Below are 26,010 nucleotides of genomic sequence, written 5' to 3'. Positions count from 1 at the left end.
CTTTAAGTTACTGAATACGTTTACTAAAATCAGTAAAATTAAATACAATCTTTTAGTACCGTAAGTAGTAAATTCGCTTTAAGTTAAACGCATTATTTAAGTATTTTGTTATAACTTAACCATTTTAAGTACATTGTTAGCATATTTACTCTTAAAAAAAGACTCTTATTTACAATAATCGGCTTAAAGCGAAGAAATTGTTATGTATAAACTATGAATATTAGACAAAATATGCACTAAAGTATATATTCAAAAAAGAACAAAGAAATACTGATACTCCTTTATTCTTTCTTAAATAAGCTGTAATCATGTGCTATTAACTGATAATAATACATTTACTATGGCTGCTATGTCCAATTCCGGTCGATTTCACTATCGGAATCGGCTTTTTGGCTGTTAGCTTTAGAAGATGCTGTTGAATAAGATCCCATTCATGATGTTGTTCTATTTCAGTAAATGTTCCTAACAATATTCCAGAACATGTAGCGAATATACCGACTTGATCCATTTGATCCAGCATAGAGATGATTCGATGGGCACGTCCACTCCATGCTTCCAATAAAATAACTTTACCCGAAACCTCAGGGAAATACGGAGTGCCGACTAATTTTAAAAAGCAACGAATATTGCCTCCAATCACATCGCCATTTAGATTCTCACCCTGAACAAAATCAAAATCGAAATCATACAAATCCGAAGCTCCTTCAAAAAAGGTACGATAAAATTGCTGTCGTTGTTCTGCACCCTTTTCTTTGACCAAGTTCATGATTTGATAATGATACGTCTGAATATGAGATTGATGCACAATAGCGTTCAGAACAACAGTCAGATCGCTCATCCCAAAAAAAGCAGTCTGTGCTATACGAATCCGGTCATAATGAAGGTGTGGAAGTACGCCATTAGCCAGGTCGCCGCCAGAGATATCAAAAATAGCTTTGATCTGCGGATCAGCAAATAAACGATTTAACTCATTGGCTTTTTCTTGGGAAGCCTGAATAGTATGGGGTTGCATCAATACTTTAGATTCGACAACTTGAAGCCCCCACTGTTGCAAATATCCGATCAATTCATTAATCTGTACTCGGCGATCAGGTGAGATAGGATCCGAGCAAGCGACCAATGCTACTGTATCTCCAGATTTCAATTGCAGTGTCATTTATGTACTGCTCCTCTCTGTTGAGTGTAAAGACGTATTGATACGAATTCCTTTGTCTAATTGTTCTACTTGTTTATTTGTATAATCTTTACTGATTTCTTTATTGACCACTATACTATAAAAGGAATTCATGTTACGTAAAATAGATTGTATGGTTAATTGCGTTAAATCGTAATCTTGATGTGGATATTCTTGATTAGAATCAAACAGGAATGTCGCATCATTTTCTATAGCAACAACTCCAGCAACAAACTCTAGTTTTTCAAAGATTTGTACAAGTAAAGCTGTAAATTCATCTAATTCAGAATCTTTAATACCTATTTGATTCCATTCAGGTACATCTTCTGAGCAACCATAAAAACACATAGAAAAACATAAACTGTTTTTAGCAATACGTTGAATATAAAGATCGCTTTGAAGAGTCCTAGATGTATGAACATTAAGAGGAACACATAATTGATGAATTCTTTTACTATTAGAGTCTTGTTCATCATATAGATATCCTTTATGAAAAACTTGCAAAAGGTCAGTAGTCATGTGCATTTCTATCTTTATTGGAAGATCGCACAATTTATCTAATATGACTTGAATAGATTCAGATTCAAACATTAGAAAGCTAATTTCTAAAAAAGGACCACCTTGCAATCTATCCATAGCTATCTCCTTTTTCTTATTACGAATTCGCTGTGACGGATAATTGATAAAACTTTTTATCCACTTGCATTACTGGAAAAGAAGCAGGTAGTTGGGTTACTTCTATTTCTTGAAAGCCATTTTTTTCATAAAATCGATGGGCAGCTATAAATTGTAGAGTTGTGCCTAAATATATATGCGTTAATTGCTGTTGGGTTGCCCACGAAATGGCTTGTTGTAGCAATAATGTAGCTGTATTCCACACTTTTCCTCGATAATCAGAATGGACAAACATTTTGCGAAGAGCGACCTGTTGATTCCCTATATCTAACAAAGCAATTGTACCCACTACTTGATCACCATCACAAGCCACCCAGAAGTTACCGTTCCCTTTTTGATAAAAAGATTGAATGGATAATAGGTCTGGCTGATCTTCCTTAGTAATTGGTATATTGTATTCTTGTTGCTGAATATGAAGAATAAGCTGTACTACTTGCTCTTGATCACTGTCTGTGTAATTTCGAATACTTAGCGATGAATTCATTGGCGATACTCCTTTAGGAAAGAATTCCATTTCTTTTTGGAAAAAGGTTTATACAACAACGTCTCAAACCCATCATATTGTTGTTCATTCATACGTAGAACTATAGCTTTTTTAGCAATTTTAGCACAGGGTTGTGAAGAATAGTTTGGACTGCCTAACTTTCTTCGGACAGGAATATTAAATTGCAACAGATCCGCTAAATCATTCCAGCCTTCCCAGCTCCATCTAGCTTTGCGTTTCCAATCTATCGCATATAATATGTAATCAGATGTAGAGTTATTTTGTTTTTCGATCATAATCCATGTAGCAGGAATGATTTTTTGAGCTTGTCGTTGATTCATATTTGCTCCCTCACAATATCATTTCGTTATTGTTCTATTTTCATATGAATAATCTATAAATTCAACGTTCAATTATCAATATGCAAAACAAAAAGCCATTCACCGGAAATCTTTCAGCGAACGACTTTGATTTAAAATTTATTTTAAAATTAAAATGTATGATCTAAAAAAAACACATTTTACAATAAAATCGAGATTAAGATAGGTAAAGAAATTAAGGATAAAACGGAACTAATAACAAAAGAAGAAGCTGTTTCGACTTCAAGCGTTTCAAAGCGAGACGCAATCATTGCGGCGACTGCTGATCCAGGGAAAGATACCAACAATACAGCCATCGTAATATCTTTTGAAGATAATCCAAATGCTAAAGCTAATACATACGTTAAAATAGGCAATCCGACTACTTTTAATACCGAAATACTGATAGCATTCGCACTAAATTGAATACGATTCAGACCAATAGTTACACCAATTGCAAATAGTGCCGCACCGGATGTAATACTACCAATTTGATCAAGTGAACTTTGTAGCAATTCAGGAGAATGGAATCCAAACATCGTAAGCACAACCCCTAATAAAGGAACACAGGCGAGCGGCTCTCTAAGACCATGTAAAATCGAATGAACAGTCAGTTTGAGCAAGTTTTCAGGATGTCCATCTTTTTGCCCTGCTTGTGTTTTTTTACCTACAGAACTGACAATAGTTGCGATTGGATCAAGTAACGCATTAACAACAATACCTGTAATCGCAATCGGAATAGCAACTTCAGCAGCTCCAAACAAACTTCCAAGTACAGGTATACCCATAAAAGCGAAAGAAGGTTGAGTCGCATTTAAGGAGAAAATAGATGATCTATTTAAATCTTTTTTGAACACAAGTCTTAGGATTAATAGCAAAATTACATAAAACCCGATAATTCCTAAAAACATTGTGATAAAAAAAGGCCATTTATCGATTAACGTTTGTTTACTTGTTGTAGTAATTCCGATAAAAAGGTGAGCAGGTAGTGCAAATTTGGTCACTAATGTATTTAAACCTTTGGACGATGCGGAATTGAATACTTTAAAATGACCGCCCAAAAATCCAAGAATAATAACAAAGAAAATAGGTATTAAAATAATAAAAATATGACCGACTGACATGTTGTAGGACCTCCATTATATTTTCAAATCTACCCTGTAAAGGGCAGACTGCCTATCTGCTTTAGATAGACAATCTGAGAGTGATGCGATGGTAACAAAGCAATAATTAGCTTACTGGCGTCATCTCTGTAGATTTAACAGTTCTATATACGGGATGCCACATTGCGTCTTTGACAGCTTGTTCGATATCGGTTGGAGTATTTTGTGCAACACCATCTTGAATAGCGGCTTTGGCAACAGCTACAGCAACATTAAATGATACTGCTTGTAGATTTTTTACTCTAGGTAATAGTGGAGCTCCTAGATCTGAAGAATCTACAGCATGAGCAACAGCATCGGCTGCCGCTGTAAACATTCCTTTGGTGAATATATTAGCTTTGGCAACAATCGCACCAAGACCAAGACCCGGGAACACAAAAGCGTTGTTGGATTGACCAAATTCGAAAGTCGTTCCTTTATATTCAATCGATTCAAATGGGCTACCTGTAGCAATCAATGCTTTGCCGTCTGTCCATGCGATCAAGTCAGCTGGTACTGCTTCAGCCAGTGATGTTGGATTCGACATCGGCATAATCATAGGACGTTCTACATGTTTTGCCATTTCTTTTATGATTTCTTCTGTAAATGCTCCGGTTACGCCTGAAGTACCAATCATAATCGTAGGTTTGACTTGTTTCACGACTTCAAGCAAGCTTACTTTACCATTTTCGTCTGTTTCCCAGTTTGCAATTTCAGACATTTGGCGAAGATATGGTTTTTGGAAAGCAAATACATTTTCTGTTTCTTCTGTTAATAGACCGCGATAATCGTATGCCCAGAAGCGACCTTCTGCTTCTTCTTGTGACAATCCTTCTTTCATCATCGCATCACGAATTTGATCAGCATTCCCAATGCCTGCTGCGCCGGGTCCAAATACCAATACACGTTGATCTTTCAGTGATGTACCACTTACTTGTAGACCTGACATAACTGCTGCTAAAGTAACTGCGCCTGTACCTTGAATATCATCATTAAATGTCAAAATCTGATCGCCGTATTTTTCGATAATATTACGTGCATTTACATTGCCAAGGTCTTCCCAGTGTAATAAGACGTTAGGGAACAATTTCATAGCTGTTTGTACATAACGATCGACGAACTCATCGTATTTATCTCCACGTACTCTTTCATGACGGTTACCCATATATAATGGATCATTTAATAATTTCTGATTGTTCGTCCCTGCATCCAAAACAACCGCAAGCACACGACTAGGATCAATACCTACAGCAGCGGTATATACAGCTAATTTACCAATAGCGATATTAATACCACCTACACCCCAGTCACCAATACCCAAAATACTTTCAGAGTCAGTGGCCACGATCAGGTCGATATCTCCAGGTTGTACGCCTGTATTACGGAACGCTTCTTCTATTCCGTCCATATGATCAATTGAAAGATAGACACCACCTGGTTTGTGATACTGTTGGCTGTATTCTTGAATCGCTTGTCCTACGGTTGGTGTGTATACAATAGGAAGCAATTCACTTAAATGCTCGCTCAGTAGACGATAGTAAAGAACAACATTGCGATTATATAGATCATTTAACATTGTATTTTTGCGAAGGTTATTCGGTTCACTGCTAATCTGATCGTATACACGGTTCACTTGTTCTTCAATCGTTAAGATCATTGGAGGCAATATTCCGTTCAGTTCCAAATCTGTTCGTTCTTCTGCTGTAAAAGCAACCCCTTTATTTAAGATAGGGTTAGCTAAAATTTCTTTTCCTTTAAGAATCGTTTTAATAGAACCATCATTATCAAGATAAAAAGCGTTCATTTGTATTTCCTTCTTTCGTAAAATTGTCATATATGTGTTTTTTTTGTGTCTAAATCGTGATTACACTATTAATAATAGTATCATTTTGACATATTGTAAAGGTCATTTTCTATCATAAATAATTTAATCATTGATAAAAACTATGATAAATATAAATATTACATTTTTAAATTGTATTTGCAGAAATTATTTTCATATATAAATCCGTTTACATTGCTGTCGTATATGCTAAAATTGATATATTGAATACATAACTGATAATAATGGTAAAATGGTTTATCATAGTTAAAAACAATGATAAAAGTTGAAAAAAATAATCATTTTACTTCTCATTTTGAGATTTAGGAAAGGAATACGTATGGAAATTAGACAACTTGAATATTTTGTAGCCGTATGCGAGGAGTTACATTTTACCAAAGCCGCTGAGCGTTTAGGTATTACTCAACCTACACTCAGTATTCAGATTCGTACCATGGAAGAAGAAGTAGGAACATTGCTTTTTGATCGTATAGGTAAAAAAATCACTCTGACCGAAGCGGGATTTATTTTGTTACGTCAAGCTCGAAGTATTCTGTTGAAGTTACAAGATGCGTTTGATGAGATTAACGGGTTACGCGAGTATACAGGCGGTAATTTGGTCGTTGGAGTGATGGCGGCGGAGCTAGATTATCGGATTACACCGATTTTAATTGATTTCCACCATCAATTCCCTAATATCCATTTAAAAATCTCGTCAGCGATCGAAGTCGCAGAGATGGTGATCAATAATGTAGTAGATATTGGAATTACGTTGATTGAATTTACTGATCCTAGACTGGTGACCACTCCACTATATACAGAAGAGTTTGTACTTGTCGTTTCTGAAAATCATGAACTGGCAGATCAGCAATCGATTTCCCTAGAGGCATTACCTTCTATTCCGCTGGTTCTTTATCCTAAAGGATTCAAAGGACGTGAATTGATAGAACGTCACTGTAAAGAACATGGCTTGAACTTGAATATTATTATCGAGACTTCTACAGCTTCTTCTTTATATGGATTTGTAAAATCGAATGTAGCCGCTTGTATTCAACCTTATTCGTTATCAGCTTCTCTCAACGATCCCACTCTTCGTTTGATTAAAATAGCTGACTTCCCACCTACCCGTCAGATTGGTATTATGCATCGTACCGATAAGTATCTTGGTGTGGCGGCTTTAGAATTTATGAAAATGATTGAGAAGCATTTAAAAATGTAATGCTATAGACAAAAAGAAGGAGCAGCATGAGGATATGCTCTCCTTCTTTTTTATTTCTATTTTACTTTTTTACAATTTATGTTGAGGACTTACTAACGTTATGCTGCCATGCTTCTTCAAGCAATTCACTATTGATACTGATTCCAGCCATAGAACCTGAAGCTGCCGCAGCAACGACCTGATATTTTCGTGAAGCCGAATCGCCTGCGCTGTATACACCCGGTATATTGGTTTTACCAAACTCGTCTACGATGATCATGCCTGTATCAGCAGATTCGCATCCTAACATTTGTGGAACATCTGATCCAGTGACAAGTTCTGGTGTGAAAAAGATCCCTGTACATAAAAGAGAATGACCATCTTCAAATTGAATATGTTCTACGATCCCCGATGCTGAGTGTATATGTTGAATAGGTGAATCGATGATTGAGATCTGGTGGTTTATAAGTTCCTCGTGTTCTTCTGCTGTCCAATCATTCATGCCATTGGTGCAGATAGTGAAATGAGAAGTCCACCCTGAGACCGTCTTAGTTAAATGAAGTGCTGTTGCTCCACTAACGATCAATGCTAACTTCTGATCTCGAAGTTCCCACCCATCACAGTAAGGGCAGACAAATGCGCTTTTTCCATAGACTTCTTGTAGACCGGAGATAGCAAGTGGACGATCTTTCATTCCTACTGTAAATAGTATTTTTTTGCTAGTATACGTATGTCCTTGAGAGGTAACCACTTCAAATTGACCATCACTACCATTGGCACCGATAACGTTATCTGTGGCAAATTGAACAGTAGGATACCTACTAATCTGTTCTCTAGCGATTTGGCGAAAATCAGCAGGTGTAATGCCATCTCGAGTTAAAAATCCATGCGATTCTTGAGTGACTCGATTCCGTGGAAGTTCTTCATCTATAATCAGTACATGTTTACGTGCTCTTCCCAAAATAAGCGCAGCACTTAAGCCAGCGGGCCCTCCACCAACGATGATTGCATCTTGTAATTGTTCCATATGATCAGTACTCCTTTAAGGTGTATTTTTAAGCAAGTTCTCTATTGTTATATCTTTTGCTTTGGAAAAAATAACATTAGATATCGATGATTGTTTTCAATATTTTTTTTCGAAACTATAACTATTGGACAAATGAAGCTGATATATTTTGAATAGCAATTTGATCTATTCTTCTTTATTCCTCCTTCAATAATAAAAGACTTTAAAGACTACCATTATCTATGATTACTATAAAAAAATACGTAATACAGTAAAATTTAAGATTATAATTTCATTATAGACTTTGTTTATCTATAATATACTTAATCATGATCAGAAGTCAACATACCAAATGATTTCTCCTTTTCGTAAACTAGAAATAAATACGAATGTAGCTAATGATTCGATATTTTTATACCGTTTGAGTGTAAATACATATTCTTCTATAATTTTATATAATTGCCTATTTCTTTTTTGTAAGCGCTATCTTATAATAAGTTGCGTAAACGTTTGCACAAACTATAAGCACAGGAGGAATGGTTATATTGGTATCGGGTAAACCACATTTTAAAAAGATGATTTTGATTGTATTCGGGGTATTGCTTTTATTTCCTTTGCTGTTCAGCGGTTCGTATACCACCACTCATGCAGCAGATAATTCAGTAACGGTGTATTACAAAAAAGGGTTCACAACACCTTATATTCATTACCGTCAAGCGGATGGTAATTGGACAACTGCTCCGGGTACCAAAATGGCAGATTCTGAAGTCAATGGATATACCAAGATCACTGTTAATATTGGTTCTACTGCTCAATTAGAAGCTGTCTTCAACAACGGTAACGGTACATGGGATAATAACAATTCCAAAAATTACTTATTCAATCCCGGTACATCGACCTTTACACCGAATGCTAGTAATACCGTAGGTACGATTACAACTGGTGCGCCGGGTGGTACAACACCTACGAATCCTACACCTGCTCCCGATAATTTCGGTCCAGTTGATTGGAGTAAACGTAGTATTTATTTCATCATGACTGATCGATTCAGTGATGGGGATACTAGCAATAATAACTATGGCGGCTTTGCTTCTAACAAAAGTAATCCTTCGCAATGGCACGGTGGAGATTTCCAGGGGATTATCAACAACTTGGATTATATCAAAAACCTTGGATTTACAGCGATCTGGATTACACCTGTAACGATGCAAAAAAGTGTAAATGCTTATCATGGTTATCATACGTATGACTTTTATTCTGTAGACGGTCATTTGGGCACAATGGCGAAATTTCAAGAGTTGGTGAAAACAGCACATAGCAAAAACATCGCAGTGATGCTAGATGTTGTTGTCAACCACACAGGTGACTTCCGTCCAACCAATGGAACCGCCAAAGCTCCTTTTGATAATGCAGATTGGTATCATAATGTTGGCGATATTACGCAAAACGATTATAACAGCAATAATCAATCTCGTATTGAAAATGGTGATGTAGCCAGTCTTGATGATCTCAAACAAGAAAATGCGGCGGTTGCTACAGAATTGAAAAACTGGGGTAAATGGATTATTGCTCAATCTGGCGTAGATGGTCTACGTGTAGATACAGCCAAGCACGTACCCAAATGGTTCCTTAAAGATTTCGATACCGCAGTTAATACATTTACTATCGGTGAAGTCTTTAATGGTGACCCTGCTTATGTTGCTGATTATTCTAATTACTCTGATGCTGTACTTGATTTCCCGATGTATTACACCATTCAAAATGTATTTGGTCATGATGGTTCAATGAATCAGATCAAAGAACGGTATAGCCAGGATTACCGTTACAAAAATACGAACTTGAATGGAACATTTTTAGATAATCATGATGTCAAACGTTTCTTAAATGATGCTTCTGGTAAACCTGGAAACGCATCAGACAAATGGCCACAATTAAAAGCAGCCCTTGGATTTATGCTAACTTCTCGTGGTATCCCGATTGTCTATCAAGGAACAGAACAAGGATTTAGCGGTGGGGATGATCCTGCTAACCGTGAAAACATGACGTTCAATACGAATAATGAACTGTACAAGTATATTGCCAAAGTAAACGCTATTCGTAATAGTCACTCTGCTTTACAAAATGGAACGCAAAAAGAGAAATGGGTAGATACTAATTTCTATGGATTCCAACGTTCCAATAGTGGTGACGAAGCAGTTGTATTGATTAACAACTCATGGGAAAGCCAAACACGTACCATTCCAAATTTAGATAATTTCTCTAACGGTACAGTGTTGCGCAATCAAATGGGTACAGATTTGGTAACGGTTAATGGTGGTTCGATTACAATCACACTAGCTCCTAAAGAAGTAAAGATTTTGACAAAATAACAGCAGTTTATGAAATCGTTATCCATATAAAATCATTGTATAAGTAAAGCACCTCAAAGCAGTCTGCTTTCTTTTGAAAAGATCAGATTGCTTTGAGGTTATACATATGAGTCTGTCATGGCACTATTTAGCCTTTACTGTGATACTGAGCCATAAAAGGTTCTGCTAAACGGGATGGTTGTAACTTAGCACCTAAGCCAAAAAACTCGCAGTAATTCATAATCAATGGATACCATTTTTCAGGATCGATATAATCTTGATCAGGATGAAGCAAAATACTTTCTTCGACATGTACACGTATCATCCGTAGTTCTATAGCTGCAATTGTACCTGTTTCACTAAACGTGGAGATCTGTTCAACTTGAGCTTCTAATTGAATCGGACATTCTTGCACTAAAGGGGCTTGAACAAGATCTGCTGGAATAGCTGTTAGCCCTGCACATTCAAATTTATTAGGTTCATAGGTATAACCCATAGTGGCTTTGTACATCGGAATATCTTCTTTTCCAGTTGTTAACGCTAATCGATCGACATGATTGACTAACTGAGCAGAAGGCAGATTAAGTACACAACTTTTTTCTCGTATTATATTCTGTACGGTCTGTGATTGATAGCTCATTCCTAACATACAGGATTGATTAACCCACCATGCTGAAGACATTGGTGCTAGATTAGGAGAACCATCTGGATTGATAGTACTAATAAGAACGACAGGTGTTCCGAAGTAAAATACTTTAGGCTGTACAATTTTGTGCATACGTCACTTCCTTTATAGGATTAGAGATCCAGAATGATGAATAGGATCAGGCGGTGTCCTTATTATAAAAGAAGCCTATAGACAAAACTTTCGCTTTATTGCGCTCTTATTCGAATCTAATGTTCATTATGTAGTAGATGATGTATAACCTAGCATCGATAATGTAAAATGGATAACAAAAATAAAGCAAGAAATAATCTGCATTCATCACAGACTATTTCTTGCGTATTGATTGGATGTGACTTGCTCTTTATCATACATATTTCGTATATATCTTTTAACATTACGATTGCAACTATGCCTCATCTATCTCAATAACATGTTTGCTATCGACTTAAGAATGTAGACTTTGTGCTAACTCTGTGAAAATAACGCCGAGTGCATGTGCACCTGCATCAGGATATCCGATACTACGTTCGCCTACAGCTCCTGCACGTCCCATGCGAGCAACAATATCTTTTGTACGTTCTGCACCTTGTACTGCGGCAGCCGCACCTTTATTCAACGCTGTATGCATATCATCACCGGCTTGCACACTTTCTGTCCAAGCATCTGCGCAAGGTACAAGGGCATCAATTAATGTTTTATCGCCGACAACTGCGCCACGTCCAAAGGAACGTTCGCCTGTTGCTTGAATCCCTTTAACAGCAGATTGCATCATTTCAGCAAATTCGGCTACAGTGATTTCTTTTTGGTCACCTACACTTTTTCCTGCCGCGCGGAAAGCAGATCCCCAGATAGGACCGGATGCTCCACCACAAGATTCCATAATAACCAGTGATGACTGATCCAAAAAGCTACCGATCGTAAGATCCGGTTCAGCTAGAATTCGGCTCCATTCATGTTTTAATTCACGGAAACCTTTAGCAATACTCATTCCGAAATCCCCATCACCTGCATGAGAATCCAGATCACAGAAAGGAACTTCATTTTCAATAATCACTTCACTCATTTTATCGATCAAATAAATCATATTATTTAATGTTAATGTATCGCCTTGAAGTTGGGCATATTTAGGATCGGTTTGTACTTTGTACGATACTGGTGTGTCTGGCACTTCTTCAACTGCCGCTGCTTCATAATGCACAGGTGCTACAGCTCCCGATACTTTAAAAGCAGGTGTATCGCTTTCTTGAGAAAGTAATGTTTTGAGTTCTTCATCTAATTTCATTATCGTTACTGAAATACCGTCCATATCAATACTGGTCATATAGTTACCGACAAATTCACGATTGATCTGGATACGACGCTGTGCCAGTTCACGAGTAACTGCATGATTGAACAAATACAATTCTTGTAAAGGTGTTCCTCCGAATCCATTAATCAATAATGCAATCTCACCTTCATGTCCATCTTCGATCTTCATATCTCGCAAAAGATCGTCTACCATACGTTTGGCAAGTGTATCTGCTGATGCCATTTGCTCACGCTTGATGCCTGGTTCACCATGAATACCGACACCATATTCAATCTCATTCTCACCAAGTTCAAAAGTTGGACTTCCTTTAGCAGGTACGGTACAAGAAGTTAGAGCGAATCCAAGACTTCGTACATTTGCCGCCGCTTTCTCCGCAACAGCTTTGACACCTTGTAGATCACGACCTTCTTCTGCTGCCGCTCCTGCAATTTTATGTACCAATACCGTTCCTGCAACTCCGCGTCGTCCTACCGTATATAGACTATCTTCGACCGCAATATCATCTTCCACCCGTACATAGTCTACTTCAATACCATCTTCTTCACATAGATACGCAGCATTTTTGAAATTCATCATATCGCCACTGTAGTTTTTGATAATTAGCAATGTTCCTTTTTCCCCGGCGGTTGCTTTGATTGCTTGATAGATCTGAATCTGAGAAGGGGATGCAAAAATATCTCCACAAACAGCGGCATCTAGCATGCCTTTACCTATATATCCTGCATGAGCCGGTTCATGCCCACTACCACCGCCACTGATCAAAGACACTTTGTGTGGGTTTAATTCTTTCTTTTTAATGACTTTATATTTAGAAATGAGTTCAAGTTCAGGATGAGCAAGCACCATACCTTTAGCCATTTCCAACACCATATCTTCTGCTTTATTCATTACTTTTTTCATTGTATTGACCTCCTGCTCTTTCGATTTGTTCTTTTTTCTCCATCTTACGTTATTACCCGAAACGGATGAATTCAAAAAAAGCCATACAGATTGTAAATTCTGTATGGCTTTTGATTACTTGAATAATCGCTGAAATAATGATTTCTTAGCTACTATGGCTCCATCCAACATACTGTCCGGACGATCTACAAATTCATTCAGTAGACTATACATATTTGATTTTCCGCTAAAATGAGGATTCATCCCGATACATTCATTTTTCTTATTTACTTGTACCCAGAAACGTTAAATCCAATCGATGTCATATGATTAACCATCGTTTTCTCTCCCTACTTTTTCAAAAATCTATTTTTATAATGATACATCTAACCATAGAGCAACACGATAAATGTATTACAAACTTCTAGCCTAATCGGTTTCTTCCTCTTGCAAAGCCATCTCTATAAATTCAAAAAGACTTGTAGCTTCGACAGAACGATACTCCCAATCATGCCAAAAATATAATACTTGTCCGACTGTGCCTTCTTCCGCAGGATCGGTATCGATACATAAGTAATCTCCTCCACCATTAGAGGCGATCGGAATCCATTTGGCATTCCATGCGAAAGGTTTGACTCCTGGTTGAGCATCTACTTCTAGATCTTCAGGATCGAACTCTTCTTGTAAAAACGTCCAATTTTCTATAATTTCTGTAATTGAAGATAAGGTTAAGTTACGCAAAAAACAGGTGTTTGCTTTATTTTCTTGTTGCCCATTATGTATCCGATAAAATGATTGAAGCTGTGCAGGAACTTGAACGCCAAGTGTACGCTCCAATGTAGCAAAATCTTCTCCTGTAGCCCCTTCATACAAATAAAGTTTCTCTTCAAATAATGGATTACGTTCTAATCCTTTGGCTATAATACGATTCCATAATTGTTGTGCTTGAGTATCCATTATCATTCTCCTCGTCTATAAAATCAGTTATGATGACACAGGTAAGTAAATACGATCTAATTCCTTATAATATAAGTGCTTATCAAATATGAGTGGTGGTATATGTTCGAACCATTCCACAGTATGACCGATGTTGTGATAACTTCGTTTAATATCACTTTGATCTACACCGATTCGGTTCCACCATATTTCATTTTGCTTTTGAATTACTTCTGCAACGATAACTGTACACCAAAGATCACAGTCATCCGGACACATCAATATAGGTAAGACAACTACGTCTTGTCTATCTGTATAACGTTTAATAACTAATTGTTGTTCAGCTTCAGCATCCATCCAATCTGTAATACAAGGAATAAGTCCAAGATAATTATGATTAGCATACAACTGATCTAACCAACTATCTAACTCTACTCCATCAATAAAGATACAGGGATGGTCTACATCAGTATGTATACTTTGCTTTACTTCAACTTTTAATTGGTTCATCTATTATTGCCCCTTCCATTTACAACATAATACATTTTATAATAAGCTAAATCATACATTTACAGAATTAGTCACCGACCGAATCCCTAATATAGTCGTCCTCGATATGGTCTTATTTTGTATAGTAATCATTATATCCGTATTTACGATTTCGAGCGCAAAGATAAATATAATGGGCAAATATATAAAATAAAGTCTCCTTACTCTATACAAATCATTGATGATCTATATGCACATCAATAAGATACGATTTATAAAAAAAGCCAACACAGTTTTAATTTAGTGTGTTGGCTTTTTATTTTGTTATCTAGAACAGATAGCTTTTTGTTATTTAAATACTAAATACCTCGTACACAACGCCATCCCCGATCCCCAGCATATTCAGATAATTTTCACCGATATATGACCAGATTTCTATCGTGTGTCCGTTTTCTTTGGTAATCGTCTTTTTATCAGGTTTGCCCCATGATAGTAATGCTTGTTGTGTATTCATCCCTTCCACAACTTCTGCATTAATAATTCGGTTCCATGCTGCTTGTGACCAATTATATTTGCTCCGAATATCATAATTGAAGAATTGTTCTTTATCTGACAATAAGGCAGTAATTTCTGAAGCTGTTAATCGATCCGACAAATACTCTGTACCTTTCTTATCACGAAATTGAACTACGAATCTCGTTCTGTTATAAGGATCTTTTTCTGCATAAATGTCTTTGATATTTACTTTGCTGAATCGCTCGCCAGCTTTATGATAGTAATTCACCCAATAGGATTTACCAAGTAATCTTTTTAAATTTCCAATTTCTTCTTGCTTCATCAATTTTAATGTTTTGTCAGATTGAATGGTGATGTTGGAACCATTCACTTGTATAATTGCCTGTTGATATTTAGAATCCCAAGTGACTTTGGCATCTTTCGAAATGCTAGATAATAAGGTAGCTGGAAATACAGTCTGACTTCCAGAAGTTCGTACTTTACCTTTCATCGTAACTGGTTGATTATTCATTTGAGCTACTGCACTATTTTTATTTAATTGAATAGTTTGAGTTCCCCAATTGATTTGAAATTGATTACTATTTACCAGAATAGTTCCACCCATAGCTTTAAATACAGTCTGTACTGGCAAATATACAGAACCTTCTATCAGAACCGCACCTGTCAAAGCTTCTTCTGTTGTTCCATTCAATGGAGATTGGGTCGTTAATGTATCTGTAGTCAAAGTGATCGTTGCATTACCAATAGCTTTAACTTTAATCGTACCATCACTTAGTATTTCTGCAATTTGAGAAAGATCAACTTTCAATTCATTGGCACTAGCCGGGCGTGTATGGATAGAACCATTAGAGTATATCTCCTGAATTTTTGCATTGATTTTATCGCCGACTACAGCATTTGTTTTAGATAAGATTAATTTCAAACTTGTTATTGAAGGTACTTGAAGCGGAGTTACTATTTTGTCGGTATCTTGTACCCAAGAACCATCTTTATGTTGGGCATATATACCTGTAGGTGAATATACCACTTGCTCAATATCTGTAAGTTCACTTAATGCTTGAGGAGCGAATCCAGTAGAACGGCTATGTGACCATACAGATCCGTCCTTTTTTACGACTAGCAAAGTTCGTTTAGATCCTTGCCATGCTATCGCTACAGCATCATTATCAATGACTTGAGGAGTATCACCAGATAATAGATCAAGTAAAGTTACAGTACCGTCGCTACGAAGAACAGCTATCGCAACTCCATCTTGCTTGATTGATATTGCATCTGGATAAGAATCGATTTTGCGTCCTAGACCATTTTGATAATCTTTATAGTATAAAATATCTCCTGACTGCTTCAATATTGCATAAGAATCTTCGAATCCATCAATTAGCTTCACACTGTTAGGTAATGTATCTGGCTTACCCGAGCCGATAACATCTACTTTGCCATCTGTATGTAGAACAATACCATCACCTGAAATATGAGCAACATTATTCATTCCCGGAATAACATGAATCTCTTCGGTTATATTGTCCCAACTCATTGCCTGTCCAGTGGTGGTCCAGCCATAATATTGATTGTTGGAACCTGCTGTTATACCTGCAAATTGATACTCTGAATGCCATGTTCCTTTCATCGATTTTGCCCACATAGAACCATCGGATAATAAATAGTTGTCTTGATCAATTACACTTACGATTTGAAGTCCAGAAGTATTCGCTTCTGCTGATACTGTCAACATAGATGCAAATGGCGAAACTGTACTTCCCAGGAAAATTCCTGTTGCTAATACTGATGATATTACTAATGGATTAAACCAAGCTTTTTTCTCGAACATGTAATAACCCCTTTAGGTATGTATAGTCACTCATTGATCAGCTTATATACATATAAGCCCTTCTTTATATCGGTATATTGACCTATAAATTGTAATCATATATGTAGAAATTTCGATTTGACAAAAGGGTTTAGATTTTTATAATTTTTTTTTACAGATTTTAGTTTTATTATTGTGAATTTTTCATATGTTGAAATTTTAATTTTAATGATTATAGAGTTGTAAAAAGGGAACGATTTGAGAAGTACTTCCCCCTCCTATTTTTAACGCAAAAAAAGGATCATACATTGATCCTTTTTCGTATTTTACAGCTATTCTGTTACAAAAACAGCGCTTTGGTGATACGTATCTTGCTGAAGTTGTTGGATCATAAAATCAGCCAAGTTGGCACGAGATAGCTTTTTTTACTAGATATGCCTTTATCGATGTGTTGTTCATGTATATAGTTCCCCGTTTTTGTACCTGAAGTTAGAATCGGCGGTTGGACAGCGATCCAATTCAGTCCACTACTTGCCAGCACAGCTTCTTTTTCTCGATGATCGGCGATAAGATTTTTCATGACTACAGGTGCAATATATTTATACAACATGCCAAGTGTACTGGATTCTTTGCGAACTCCTATAAAGGACACATGGATAAACTTATCAATATGATTTTCAGCTGCGGCTTGAATGATATTTTTTGTAGCTTTAGTCAGAATAGGATCTCGTTGAAAAGGCGTTTTGGCTCCTAATGCTGAGAAAACAGCATCATATGGTTGTGCTTTTACTATCGTAGTCACATCGGTGTAATTCGTTAAGTCCCCCTGCTCAATCGTTAAATGAGGATGGGTTATTGTCATCTTCGTTGGATTACGCACAACCGCAGTCACTTTGTAGCCTTTCTCTAGCGACTGTGTAACTAATTCATGCCCTGTCTTGCCTGTTGCTCCAAAGATTATAATGTTCATATTCTTCACTCCTTTATAATTCTAATATTCTAATACTTATTTTTCATTTTTTGTTGTGAATTTTTCATGTATTGAAATATTTTTAAAATTCTCATATCTGGCTGTAATGATTGGCTCTATCTTTTTATATAGCATACTCCTTTTATCCTGTTTTCACATCTTCACGCCTTCTCTTCTAAACTTACAAATCTCGAACCAAATAAAAAACCTAGACTAACTACCAGTGCATTAGACACCAATAATCACTCTAGGTTTTCCCATCATCAACCTATTAATCCCAAGCTGTAGCAATTTCTTGTTTTCGTTCTTCTAGTAGCTTTTCTTTGTCATCCCGGTAAAAGAGGTTGTACGTATCAAATGGAATAATACGTCCATCTGGATGTACGATGTGCACACAAGATTTTTTTACAGAACGAACATCAAAGTTATAGGCATCTAAAAATTGCATAATAATCACGCGGAATACATTATCGTAGTTGATTTCTTTCGGTACAGCTGCAAGTGGTAGACAACAAAGTAAGCTTTTTAGCGATAATGCAGATGAAATCGGTGAATGACCGGTCGATAAAAGTTCAAATAATTTGCCACGAATAACAGGGTCTTGTTCAAATACAATTGTATTGCTATCTCCTTCTAACAAGATCGAAGGCTCAATCATACGAGTTAAAGGTAGAACTTCACGTCCTAATTTCAAAGCATATCCCATCGCTAGGCAATCGGGATGACAAGGAACTGGTAAAATATCATCTTCTTGAAAGACTTCGGATTGATCAATAATCATTTGTCTCACTTCACTTACTGTTAAGCGATCTGTCGCTGGATCGTACCCTTCCAATCGCCCTGCGGCTTGAATCGGTTGAATCGTTACCCCACGAACCGCTTTTTGCTTGAGACCATATTGAATAATTTTACCGATTTCTGTATCATTCAAGCCTTTTTTCAAAGTAACTACAAGCGTAGTCGATAAATTATATTTATTAAGATGTCGAATCGCATCTTCACGGATACGTCTTAGATCAGCACCCCGTAACTCTTTCAATACATCGGCTTCAAAACTATCGAATTGTAAATAAATTTCAAAGCCTGGCATATAGGAAGCTAATCGTTTGGTAAATTCACGATCTTGCGCAATCCGAATGCCATTGGTATTTAGCATGATATGTTGAATCGGACGGCTTTTACACATGTCTAAAATTTCAAAAAATTGCGGATGAGTTGTTGGTTCTCCTCCGCTAATCTGCACAATGTCCGGCTCTCCTTCATTTTCTACAATCCGATCTAACATAAAAGCAATCTGTTCTAACGAACGATAAGAAGTGCGATGTGGAGAGGATTCTGCAAAACAAATCGGACACTGTAGATTACAATGATCGGTAATTTCCAAAAGTGTGAGACAGCTATGTTGCTCATGATCTGGACATAATCCACAATCGTAAGGACAACCGTACTTTATCGGTGTATTCCAGACTAACGGCATTTCTGAAGGCTTAATAAATTCGCGTGTACGATGATAATAATCGACATCTGTAGAGATCAATACTTTCTCAGGGCCATGTACAAGACAGCGCTTGACCATATAAATACGTCCATCTTCTTCGATAATCTTGGCTTCGACTTTGCGATAACATGTTGTACAGATACTGTTAGTCAATTCATGATATAGATACGGTCGATTTTTCGGCATAATATAACTCCTTTTATAGTGAATATCTCAACTGCATATTCACTTATTGGGTATAGATGCTGTTGCTTGGTCGATGGTATAGCCCTATGTAGCCTAATATCCAAAACAAATTTCTCGAAATTTCTCGAAGTGTGTAACCAGACACTATTCCGTCTAGCGATTCAGATAGTAAATCCTATCCTATGGCTTTGATAGAAGATGAAGCCTTTCTGCCTCTGCCCCACATGATCCAACTGTAATAGACCAAGCCTGCCAGACAAGCTAACTGAATATTATTGTGGCCCCAATAAGGATGTAATGTAGGCTTAATATATTCAATCAGAAAGCGAAATAAAAGATAACTCGCCATAAACCATTGGAACATTCGACCGGATACATACGAAATATACGGTACCTTAGACTGAACTTCAGTAGATAAGACAGACATCAATCGACTTTGACGATATAACGGAATCAAGCAGATCGCGAGTATCATAAGAAAAGCAATCTCGTAGAGCTGAGTCGGATGACGCATAATCCCATCCCCAAAATCAATGCCGGTAATCCATGTGGTTGCTGTTCCATACGTATGATCATCTAGTCCAGTCAGAAAGCATCCAATACGTCCCAAGCCTAGTCCTAACATCAAAGGATAGACGAAATCGTCTCCTGTCGAGCTTTTCCAACCGATCCAGCGTTTGGTGAGTTCGACTCCTATCAGTCCACCTAATAATCCGCCTACAATCGTTTTTCCACCCCATAGAAAATGAAACTGACGCAATTGCTCCCAAGTTGCTAGCGGATTCTCGAACCAGAATAATAACTTGGCTCCTAATGCTGCACCTAGAATAGTACCTGCTAATATTTGCAGACTCATCAGCTTGGTCATCTCACTAGGACGACGTGTCCATAAATAGAGTCGAAACCCTAGAAAATACCCCAGCGATTCAAATAATACATGCGGATGAATACGCCATGATCCTAAATAAAGATACACAGGAAACTCCATTCAAGCACTCCTTTAATAAGAATAAATCATCGCTCCACATATAGCGGCTAACAATAATGCCAATGCGCCTACAATAGCTAACAGAGCCACAATCACTTGCCAGAATGTGTTTTTAGGTCGAGGATCAAGTGTTGGTTTTGTAGAAAGAGTATTACAATACTGACGACAAGTCTGTGTTTCAGGATTGTAGCATTCGTCACATAAAGGCTTACCGCAACGAGTACATTGATGAACAGCTTGGCGATCTGGATGGTTTATACAATGAAACTCTTCCATTTCAGCACCTCTCTTGTCATTTATTTCTATTGTAAGCGTTGATACTTAATTGATCTACCAAAAACCTTATAGACTCACCACATTTCTAATTTGTAATGATTTGGTGTAGTATTAATATATATTTGAAAATGGATGTAAACGATTCATTTCTAACAAAATGATTGTCTATACAGCTGATAGGGTAAAATGGTAATGAGACTATTTCAAGGAGGAACCATCGTTATGTCTATTTCACTAAAAAAATTAAAAGATCAAGTTATCGTAATTACAGGTGCTTCAAGCAAAGTGGGTATCGCTACAGCTAAAATGGCAGCAGCTAAAGGCGCAAAAGTTCTACTAACTTCTAAAAATGAAGATGCGCTCCTCCAATTAGCGACAGAACTTCGTTCAAAAGGATATCCAGCTACATGGGTTCCCGCAGATATTGGAAGAGAAGAAGATGTTCATAAGATTGCAGAAGCGGCTATTCGTACATTTGGACGTTTTGATACATGGGTAAATAGTTCGGATGTATCGTTGCTTGGTGAATCGACAGAAGCGACTCAAGACGATATTAAGCGTATGTTCAATATGAATTATCGTGGAATTATTTATAGTTCTCAAATCGCTATTAAGCATTTCAAAGAAAGAGGCGTTCCTGGCGCACTGATCAATATGAGTGCTGTCTGGAGTGATCGTGGTACTGTGATTCCTGTACCTTCGTCTGCTTCTAACTTCTCTGTCAAAGAATGGACAGATAATCTAAGAGCTGATATTGCTAAAGACAAATTACCTGTATCGATTACTCTTTTACATCCGGGTAAAGCTGTGACTCCATATAACGAAACCATGAAAAAACATAAAGTGATGGTATATCCAGCAGGTTCTGTAGCTGAAAATATTATCTATGCAGCTCAACATCCGAAAGAAGATATCCATGTTTATGTGAAAGAAAGTAAACATCCAATCTTGTCTTCTCTTGCTGTTGCAGGTTTAGGTGTTATTGTATATGCTTCAATTAAGCAAAAAGATCAAACACCTACACCCAAAAATTGATCCTACTGGATCTATACTTATTTCACAATCATCATGACAGATACTTATGATATTCAAAAGGCGATCTTATTCTGTAGATCGTCTTTTTTGATACAGAAAGGAATAGCCTATGAATTCTACACGTTCAAATGATCTCAAATTATACAAAAAGAAAATCAAAATCTTACAAAAGTTATATCATTATCAAAATGGTCATTATGATGCTACCCGTCATGTGAGTATCTATCAAGAAGATGTATTAACAACGGAAGAACGTCAGCAATTAGAACAAGACCAATGGAAAATTAATGACATCCTAACTGTCGATCATGATTCTCTTATACAATCGATTAGAGTCTGGGGACAACATGAGGCATTATCGTTAGAACGTGCAACCGCTGAATTTGTAGCTGCTGTTGGTGGCAGTTATCCTCGTGGAATGACTACCTTACATAGCACACTTTTTGCACATCATGTACCTGATCATACCTATGAATCGGCTCGTCGACTGCTTGCATGTGGAATTTGCGGTTTTTCGGGAAATAAAGCCTCAGCAGATGATGAGAATTGGGAAAATATCGCTTCGATCCGTTATTCGTTATATCAAGGAAGGCTGTATAACAACGTTATTGGAGTTTACACCGATCTGGAAGAGCGTATCCATTTGCCAGCGATATCACCTACCGAAGAAGATACCACTATTTTTCGCAATCTATTACAACACTTAGATCAAGCCGATGAAGATATGACTCCTGGTTCTTATGAGAAAAGTCTGACAGGGAGCAAATTAATTAAAGGCAATGCGGGTATTCGGCGTGATATTCTACAATCGTTGTCACTTGTAGGTATTCTACCTAATTCACAAATTCAATTGGATCACACTGCATGGACTGCATTTGAAGATATTATCGATCCTGAAGTGAATTTGAATAATACAAAAGGTCGTTCCGATATGGAAATGCCGTGGGCTGGATGGGAAGGAAAATTAGGCGTGGATTGGGAAAAAGCGCATCAATTATTCGGGGTTTATTTGTAAAGGATGATATTAAAAAACGAACCTGCCACTATAGAAGTGTGCAGGTTCGTTGCTGATGAAGATGATCCTTATAATCCATAAAAAAGTGATATCTTATTGGTGTTTATCGTGTTCTTTTTCCATACGAATTTTATCGGGTGTAACATCATTTCCTAATTCATCCACAACAGTCAAACCTGAGAAAGTACTCAGTACCTGTCCACGGATTTCGCTTAAATATTCTTTACGCAAGACTTGCTGTTCAGCTTTCTCTTCAGCAGTCAGACCTTCTTCACGCTGTTTTTTAGCTAATTCATTGATACGACTCAAACTTACAATCATCTGTACTCTCTCCTTTCACTTCCTCATTCCTATTATACACAAACACATACTATATGCGAAGTTGTATAGATTAGGAATATCTGTTTCTCTTTATATATCTTAATATTAAGATATATAAAATATACTATATATCCCTGATAAATACAAGTCTTTGTTCTATTCTACTAAAAAAAGCATACGCTATCTGTGAAAGATAACGCATGCTTTGTATCTACTCTATTCTTTTATTCTACAACGGTTCGATCCACTTCTATCGCTTGTTCCTCTTCTTGTTCACGCTTTTTGAATGCCAGAGGATAGGCAATTAGGGCGATCAATAAGCTGATTAGCCCAATAAGACAAAGTGCTAATAGATCAGGTACAATCGCTACCATGCCCTGTCCTTTTAACGTAATCGCTCGTACTGCATCTAAATAATAAGTTAAAGGTAATGCTTTGGCGACCATTTGTAAAAAAGTAGGCATCGCTTCTAGTGGCCACGTATAACCGGATAGCATAAATGAAGGCACAGCAATCAACATTAATGTTTGCGTAGCATCCACTTTGGTACGTGAGAACAGACTAAACAAAAACCCAAGTCCACACAAGGCTAAGTTAAATGCTATCGCTAGCAGAATAAAAGGTAATAATTGCCCTTTAAACGGAATATGAAAAGCAAAGGCTGCGATACTAAATACAGTCAATACATTAACCATCCCTGCTAAGAAGTAAGGGGTTAGCTTCGCGATCGCCAGTCTCCACGGTGTATGCCGCCAGTGATAAAAGCGACTCCATGTGCCCTGCTCTTTGTCTCTTGTGCAAGACAACGCAATACCTAACAACAGACACTGCTGAAGCGCTGTTGAAATTACACCAATCGGCATAAATAATTTGTAATTATACACTGGATTGTATAATACACGTGAGCGGAAAGGAATAGTACTGAATACAGAATTAGCTTGATCGCTATTCATACCTTTTTGTTCTAATGCTTTCATAGATGCTCCTGCGCTAACACTACTAATGACCTGGTTCGCAATTCGGCTTGCACTATTGGAGTACATAAGATTGCTACCATCAATCACTGTCAAAATCGGTACATTTTCTCCATGCTTAAGTGATGCTGAAAAATCGTTCGGAATAATTAGCCCTACTTTAAATTGTCCTTCTTCCACTTGCTGAACAATATCATCTTGATTCCAGCTTTGTTTGGTTACAGCAAACGTATCTGTAGCATCAAACGCCTGAATAATTTGCCGGCTTAATTGCGAATTATCACCATCGTACACAACGATTGGAATTTCTGTAATCCGTTCATGGGAGTATAGAAAGCCAAACAATACAGAATACAGGATAGGTGTAATCAGCAAAATAATAATTAACTTCTTATCTCTAAGCATCAAGCCAAGTTCTTCGCGGAATACCTTTCCTATAGTAAGCCGCTGCATATTACTGAACTCCTTTGCCATGGAAAATCACAGTGGAACCTGTAGGAATAGTATTCGGCAAATCTAGCAATTCCACTTTAACTCCAAATGAACGAATATCCGTATCGCCAGAAGTCTGACTTGGTTTTTGAATCGCAAAATCAGCGGCGGCATCGATCACACTCACTTTTCCTGTAACCATAGTATTCCCGGATAATAAAGTGACTTGAACAGGATCGCCTACTTTTAATCCATTGAGTTCGGTTTCTGTAACATAAAATTTAGCCCAGCGCTGACTGGTCGTCTCTAACGCATAGACCGGGAAGCCTGCACTTGCCATTTCACCGATATTCAGTGATTTGGACTGGATCACTCCATCCACAGAAGCTCGTAATACGGTATAACTGAAATAAGTTTGTGCTTCTTGCAAAGCCGCTTTGGCTTGACTGACTTGAGAACGTGCTGCTTTGACTTTGGATTTGGCTTGTGTCAGTGTCGCTGTCGCTTGCTCAATCGCTCCGTCTGCTTGAGCCACAGCACCCTGCGCCTGCGCTACTGCACCTTGTGCTTGATCGATCCCTGCGGAAGCGGCTTTGACTCCTTCTTGTTGCAAAGCAACTTGCCCTTGTCCGGCTTGCGCTTCTTTGACACTTGCTAATGCTTGTTGGTACAAGGCTTCAGCCGCATCTATTTCTTGTTGACGACTTCCTTTTTGTACCAATTGTAACTGTTGCACTGCGGCATCGTATTTCGCTTGAGCTTGCTTTTGTTCAATCGTTGCCTGATCAAGTGCCGCTTCGGTCGCCAGACCATTCGTATGTAATAGCTGCACACGTTTCAGACTTTTATTTACAGTAGCCAATGCTTCTTTGGTAATCTGCATATTCACTTTGGCTTGTTGAATTTCTTCCGGTCTTGCTCCACTTTTCAGTGCTTCCCATTTTGCTTTAGCTGCTTTGGCGGCGGCTTGTGCTTCTTCTATTTTGCTAGAAGCGGTATTGGCTGTAACATCGACTGTCATTTCGCCCTGACTTTTTTTGACTTGTGCTGCATTAACAGCCGCTTGCGCTTCAGTCACACTTGCACTGGCTTGTACTTTGCCTGCTTGTGCTTGAGTCACGCCAGCTTGCGCTTGAGCCACACCTGCTTCAGCTTGAGCAACATTCGCATTAGCTGTTTCGACAGCGGCTTTAGCTTGAGCGACTTTATTTTGTAATTCTTTACTTTCCAGACGCGCAATCATCTGCCCTTTTTTCACTTGTTGTCCTTCTTGAACTACCATTTGATCCACTCTACCGGCTACTTTAAAGCTGGCATTAATCACATCAGATTCTACATAAGCTGTCGGTGTAGAGGTTGATGCTTTGGCGTTTAGTAAATGCCCTTGTCTCCCCCATGTAAATACCGCATAAAAGCAAAGTACGATCGCTACTACAATCACACTATATATTGCGTATTTTTTGACTTTCATAATAACACTCCTCCTGTAGATCATAGTCGTCAT

General features: G+C 37.6%; 22 protein-coding genes and 1 pseudogene. 4 read left to right on the top strand and 19 right to left on the bottom strand.

Annotated elements, in window-relative coordinates; all coding sequences use genetic code 11:
• Positions 1-316: 316 nt before the first annotated feature.
• The 6 genes from RCP16_RS06755 to RCP16_RS06730 all read right to left on the bottom strand — a co-directional run bounded on the left by RCP16_RS06755 (position 317) and on the right by RCP16_RS06730 (position 5,638).
• Positions 317-1,156, bottom strand: a complete 840-nt coding sequence (locus RCP16_RS06755) for a S66 peptidase family protein (protein WP_308641959.1) — start codon at positions 1,154-1,156, stop codon at positions 317-319.
• The gene (locus RCP16_RS06750) at positions 1,157-1,810 is read right to left on the bottom strand and encodes a hypothetical protein (protein ID WP_308641958.1); all 654 of its coding nucleotides are present in this window, start codon (positions 1,808-1,810) and stop codon (positions 1,157-1,159) included.
• 19 nt (positions 1,811-1,829) lie between these two features.
• Positions 1,830-2,333, bottom strand: a complete 504-nt coding sequence (locus tag RCP16_RS06745; RefSeq protein ID WP_308641957.1) for a GNAT family N-acetyltransferase — start codon at positions 2,331-2,333, stop codon at positions 1,830-1,832.
• Complete coding sequence (locus RCP16_RS06740; protein WP_273594105.1) at positions 2,330-2,674, bottom strand: hypothetical protein; 345 nt, start codon at positions 2,672-2,674, stop codon at positions 2,330-2,332. The genes RCP16_RS06745 and RCP16_RS06740 overlap by 4 nt, the downstream gene beginning before the upstream one ends.
• A gap of 179 nt (positions 2,675-2,853) precedes the next feature.
• A complete protein-coding gene (locus tag RCP16_RS06735; RefSeq protein WP_137221734.1) occupies positions 2,854-3,816 on the bottom strand; it encodes an AEC family transporter in 963 nt (320 codons plus the stop codon).
• Between the two features lie 106 nt (positions 3,817-3,922).
• Positions 3,923-5,638 carry an NAD-dependent malic enzyme gene (locus RCP16_RS06730; protein WP_308641956.1) on the bottom strand — a complete coding sequence of 572 codons (1,716 nt, stop codon included), beginning with the start codon at positions 5,636-5,638 and terminating at the stop codon, positions 3,923-3,925.
• A 358-nt stretch (positions 5,639-5,996) separates the two neighbouring features.
• Between RCP16_RS06730 and RCP16_RS06725 the strand changes: the two genes are divergently transcribed.
• Positions 5,997-6,875, top strand: coding sequence for a LysR family transcriptional regulator (locus RCP16_RS06725; RefSeq protein WP_308641955.1), 879 nt, complete (start codon positions 5,997-5,999; stop codon positions 6,873-6,875).
• Between the two features lie 76 nt (positions 6,876-6,951).
• Here the strand turns inward: RCP16_RS06725 and RCP16_RS06720 are convergent, their stop codons facing one another.
• On the bottom strand, positions 6,952-7,881 hold the full coding sequence (locus RCP16_RS06720) for an NAD(P)/FAD-dependent oxidoreductase (protein WP_308641954.1): 930 nt from the start codon (positions 7,879-7,881) through the stop codon (positions 6,952-6,954).
• Between the two features lie 635 nt (positions 7,882-8,516).
• Here RCP16_RS06720 and RCP16_RS06715 point away from each other — a divergent pair.
• Positions 8,517-10,229: pseudogene (locus RCP16_RS06715) on the top strand (alpha-amylase family glycosyl hydrolase); the annotation flags it as partial.
• Positions 10,230-10,356: 127 nt separating this feature from the next.
• Here RCP16_RS06715 and RCP16_RS06710 read toward each other — a convergent pair.
• The 9 genes from RCP16_RS06710 to RCP16_RS06670 form a co-directional block, all read right to left on the bottom strand.
• Complete coding sequence (locus RCP16_RS06710) at positions 10,357-10,986, bottom strand: flavin reductase family protein (RefSeq protein ID WP_308641953.1); 630 nt, start codon at positions 10,984-10,986, stop codon at positions 10,357-10,359.
• Between the two features lie 334 nt (positions 10,987-11,320).
• Positions 11,321-13,084 carry a dihydroxyacetone kinase subunit DhaK gene (dhaK, locus tag RCP16_RS06705; protein ID WP_308641952.1) on the bottom strand — a complete coding sequence of 588 codons (1,764 nt, stop codon included), beginning with the start codon at positions 13,082-13,084 and terminating at the stop codon, positions 11,321-11,323.
• Between the two features lie 408 nt (positions 13,085-13,492).
• The gene (locus RCP16_RS06700) at positions 13,493-14,020 is read right to left on the bottom strand and encodes an SMI1/KNR4 family protein (protein WP_308641951.1); all 528 of its coding nucleotides are present in this window, start codon (positions 14,018-14,020) and stop codon (positions 13,493-13,495) included.
• Positions 14,021-14,047: 27 nt separating this feature from the next.
• Positions 14,048-14,509 (bottom strand): hypothetical protein, encoded by a 462-nt coding sequence (locus tag RCP16_RS06695; RefSeq protein ID WP_137221717.1) that lies wholly within the window; start codon positions 14,507-14,509, stop codon positions 14,048-14,050.
• A 331-nt stretch (positions 14,510-14,840) separates the two neighbouring features.
• Positions 14,841-16,832 (bottom strand): stalk domain-containing protein, encoded by a 1,992-nt coding sequence (locus RCP16_RS06690; protein WP_308641950.1) that lies wholly within the window; start codon positions 16,830-16,832, stop codon positions 14,841-14,843.
• Positions 16,833-17,199: 367 nt separating this feature from the next.
• Positions 17,200-17,781 (bottom strand): NAD(P)-dependent oxidoreductase, encoded by a 582-nt coding sequence (locus tag RCP16_RS06685; RefSeq protein ID WP_308641949.1) that lies wholly within the window; start codon positions 17,779-17,781, stop codon positions 17,200-17,202.
• A 271-nt stretch (positions 17,782-18,052) separates the two neighbouring features.
• Positions 18,053-19,465, bottom strand: coding sequence for a radical SAM protein (locus tag RCP16_RS06680; RefSeq protein WP_069328084.1), 1,413 nt, complete (start codon positions 19,463-19,465; stop codon positions 18,053-18,055).
• Between the two features lie 175 nt (positions 19,466-19,640).
• Positions 19,641-20,453: a prolipoprotein diacylglyceryl transferase gene (locus RCP16_RS06675; protein WP_308641948.1), complete on the bottom strand. Its 813-nt coding sequence runs from the start codon at positions 20,451-20,453 to the stop codon at positions 19,641-19,643.
• 12 nt (positions 20,454-20,465) lie between these two features.
• Positions 20,466-20,729, bottom strand: coding sequence for a hypothetical protein (locus tag RCP16_RS06670; RefSeq protein ID WP_069328086.1), 264 nt, complete (start codon positions 20,727-20,729; stop codon positions 20,466-20,468).
• A 222-nt stretch (positions 20,730-20,951) separates the two neighbouring features.
• Here RCP16_RS06670 and RCP16_RS06665 point away from each other — a divergent pair, with 222 nt between their 5' ends.
• A complete protein-coding gene (locus tag RCP16_RS06665) occupies positions 20,952-21,764 on the top strand; it encodes an SDR family NAD(P)-dependent oxidoreductase (RefSeq protein WP_069328087.1) in 813 nt (270 codons plus the stop codon).
• 109 nt (positions 21,765-21,873) lie between these two features.
• A complete protein-coding gene (locus RCP16_RS06660; RefSeq protein ID WP_308641947.1) occupies positions 21,874-22,779 on the top strand; it encodes a hypothetical protein in 906 nt (301 codons plus the stop codon).
• Between the two features lie 93 nt (positions 22,780-22,872).
• On the opposite strand, the gene RCP16_RS06655 is transcribed toward RCP16_RS06660, so the two are convergent.
• The 3 genes from RCP16_RS06655 to RCP16_RS06645 form a co-directional block, all read right to left on the bottom strand.
• Positions 22,873-23,100: a DUF896 domain-containing protein gene (locus RCP16_RS06655; protein WP_069328089.1), complete on the bottom strand. Its 228-nt coding sequence runs from the start codon at positions 23,098-23,100 to the stop codon at positions 22,873-22,875.
• Between the two features lie 224 nt (positions 23,101-23,324).
• The gene (locus RCP16_RS06650) at positions 23,325-24,527 is read right to left on the bottom strand and encodes an ABC transporter permease (RefSeq protein WP_308641946.1); all 1,203 of its coding nucleotides are present in this window, start codon (positions 24,525-24,527) and stop codon (positions 23,325-23,327) included.
• A 1-nt stretch (position 24,528) separates the two neighbouring features.
• Entirely contained in the window at positions 24,529-25,977 is a 1,449-nt protein-coding gene (locus tag RCP16_RS06645; RefSeq protein WP_308641945.1) for an HlyD family secretion protein, read from the bottom strand.
• Between the last annotated feature and the right edge of the window lie 33 nt (positions 25,978-26,010).

It is taken from the genome of Paenibacillus nuruki (genome assembly GCF_963311185.1).
In the GTDB taxonomy this organism is placed as follows: Bacteria; Bacillota; Bacilli; order Paenibacillales; family Paenibacillaceae; genus Saccharibacillus; species Saccharibacillus nuruki.
Note: the sequence above shows the minus strand (reverse complement) of the source record. Positions and strands in the feature narration are given on the sequence as shown.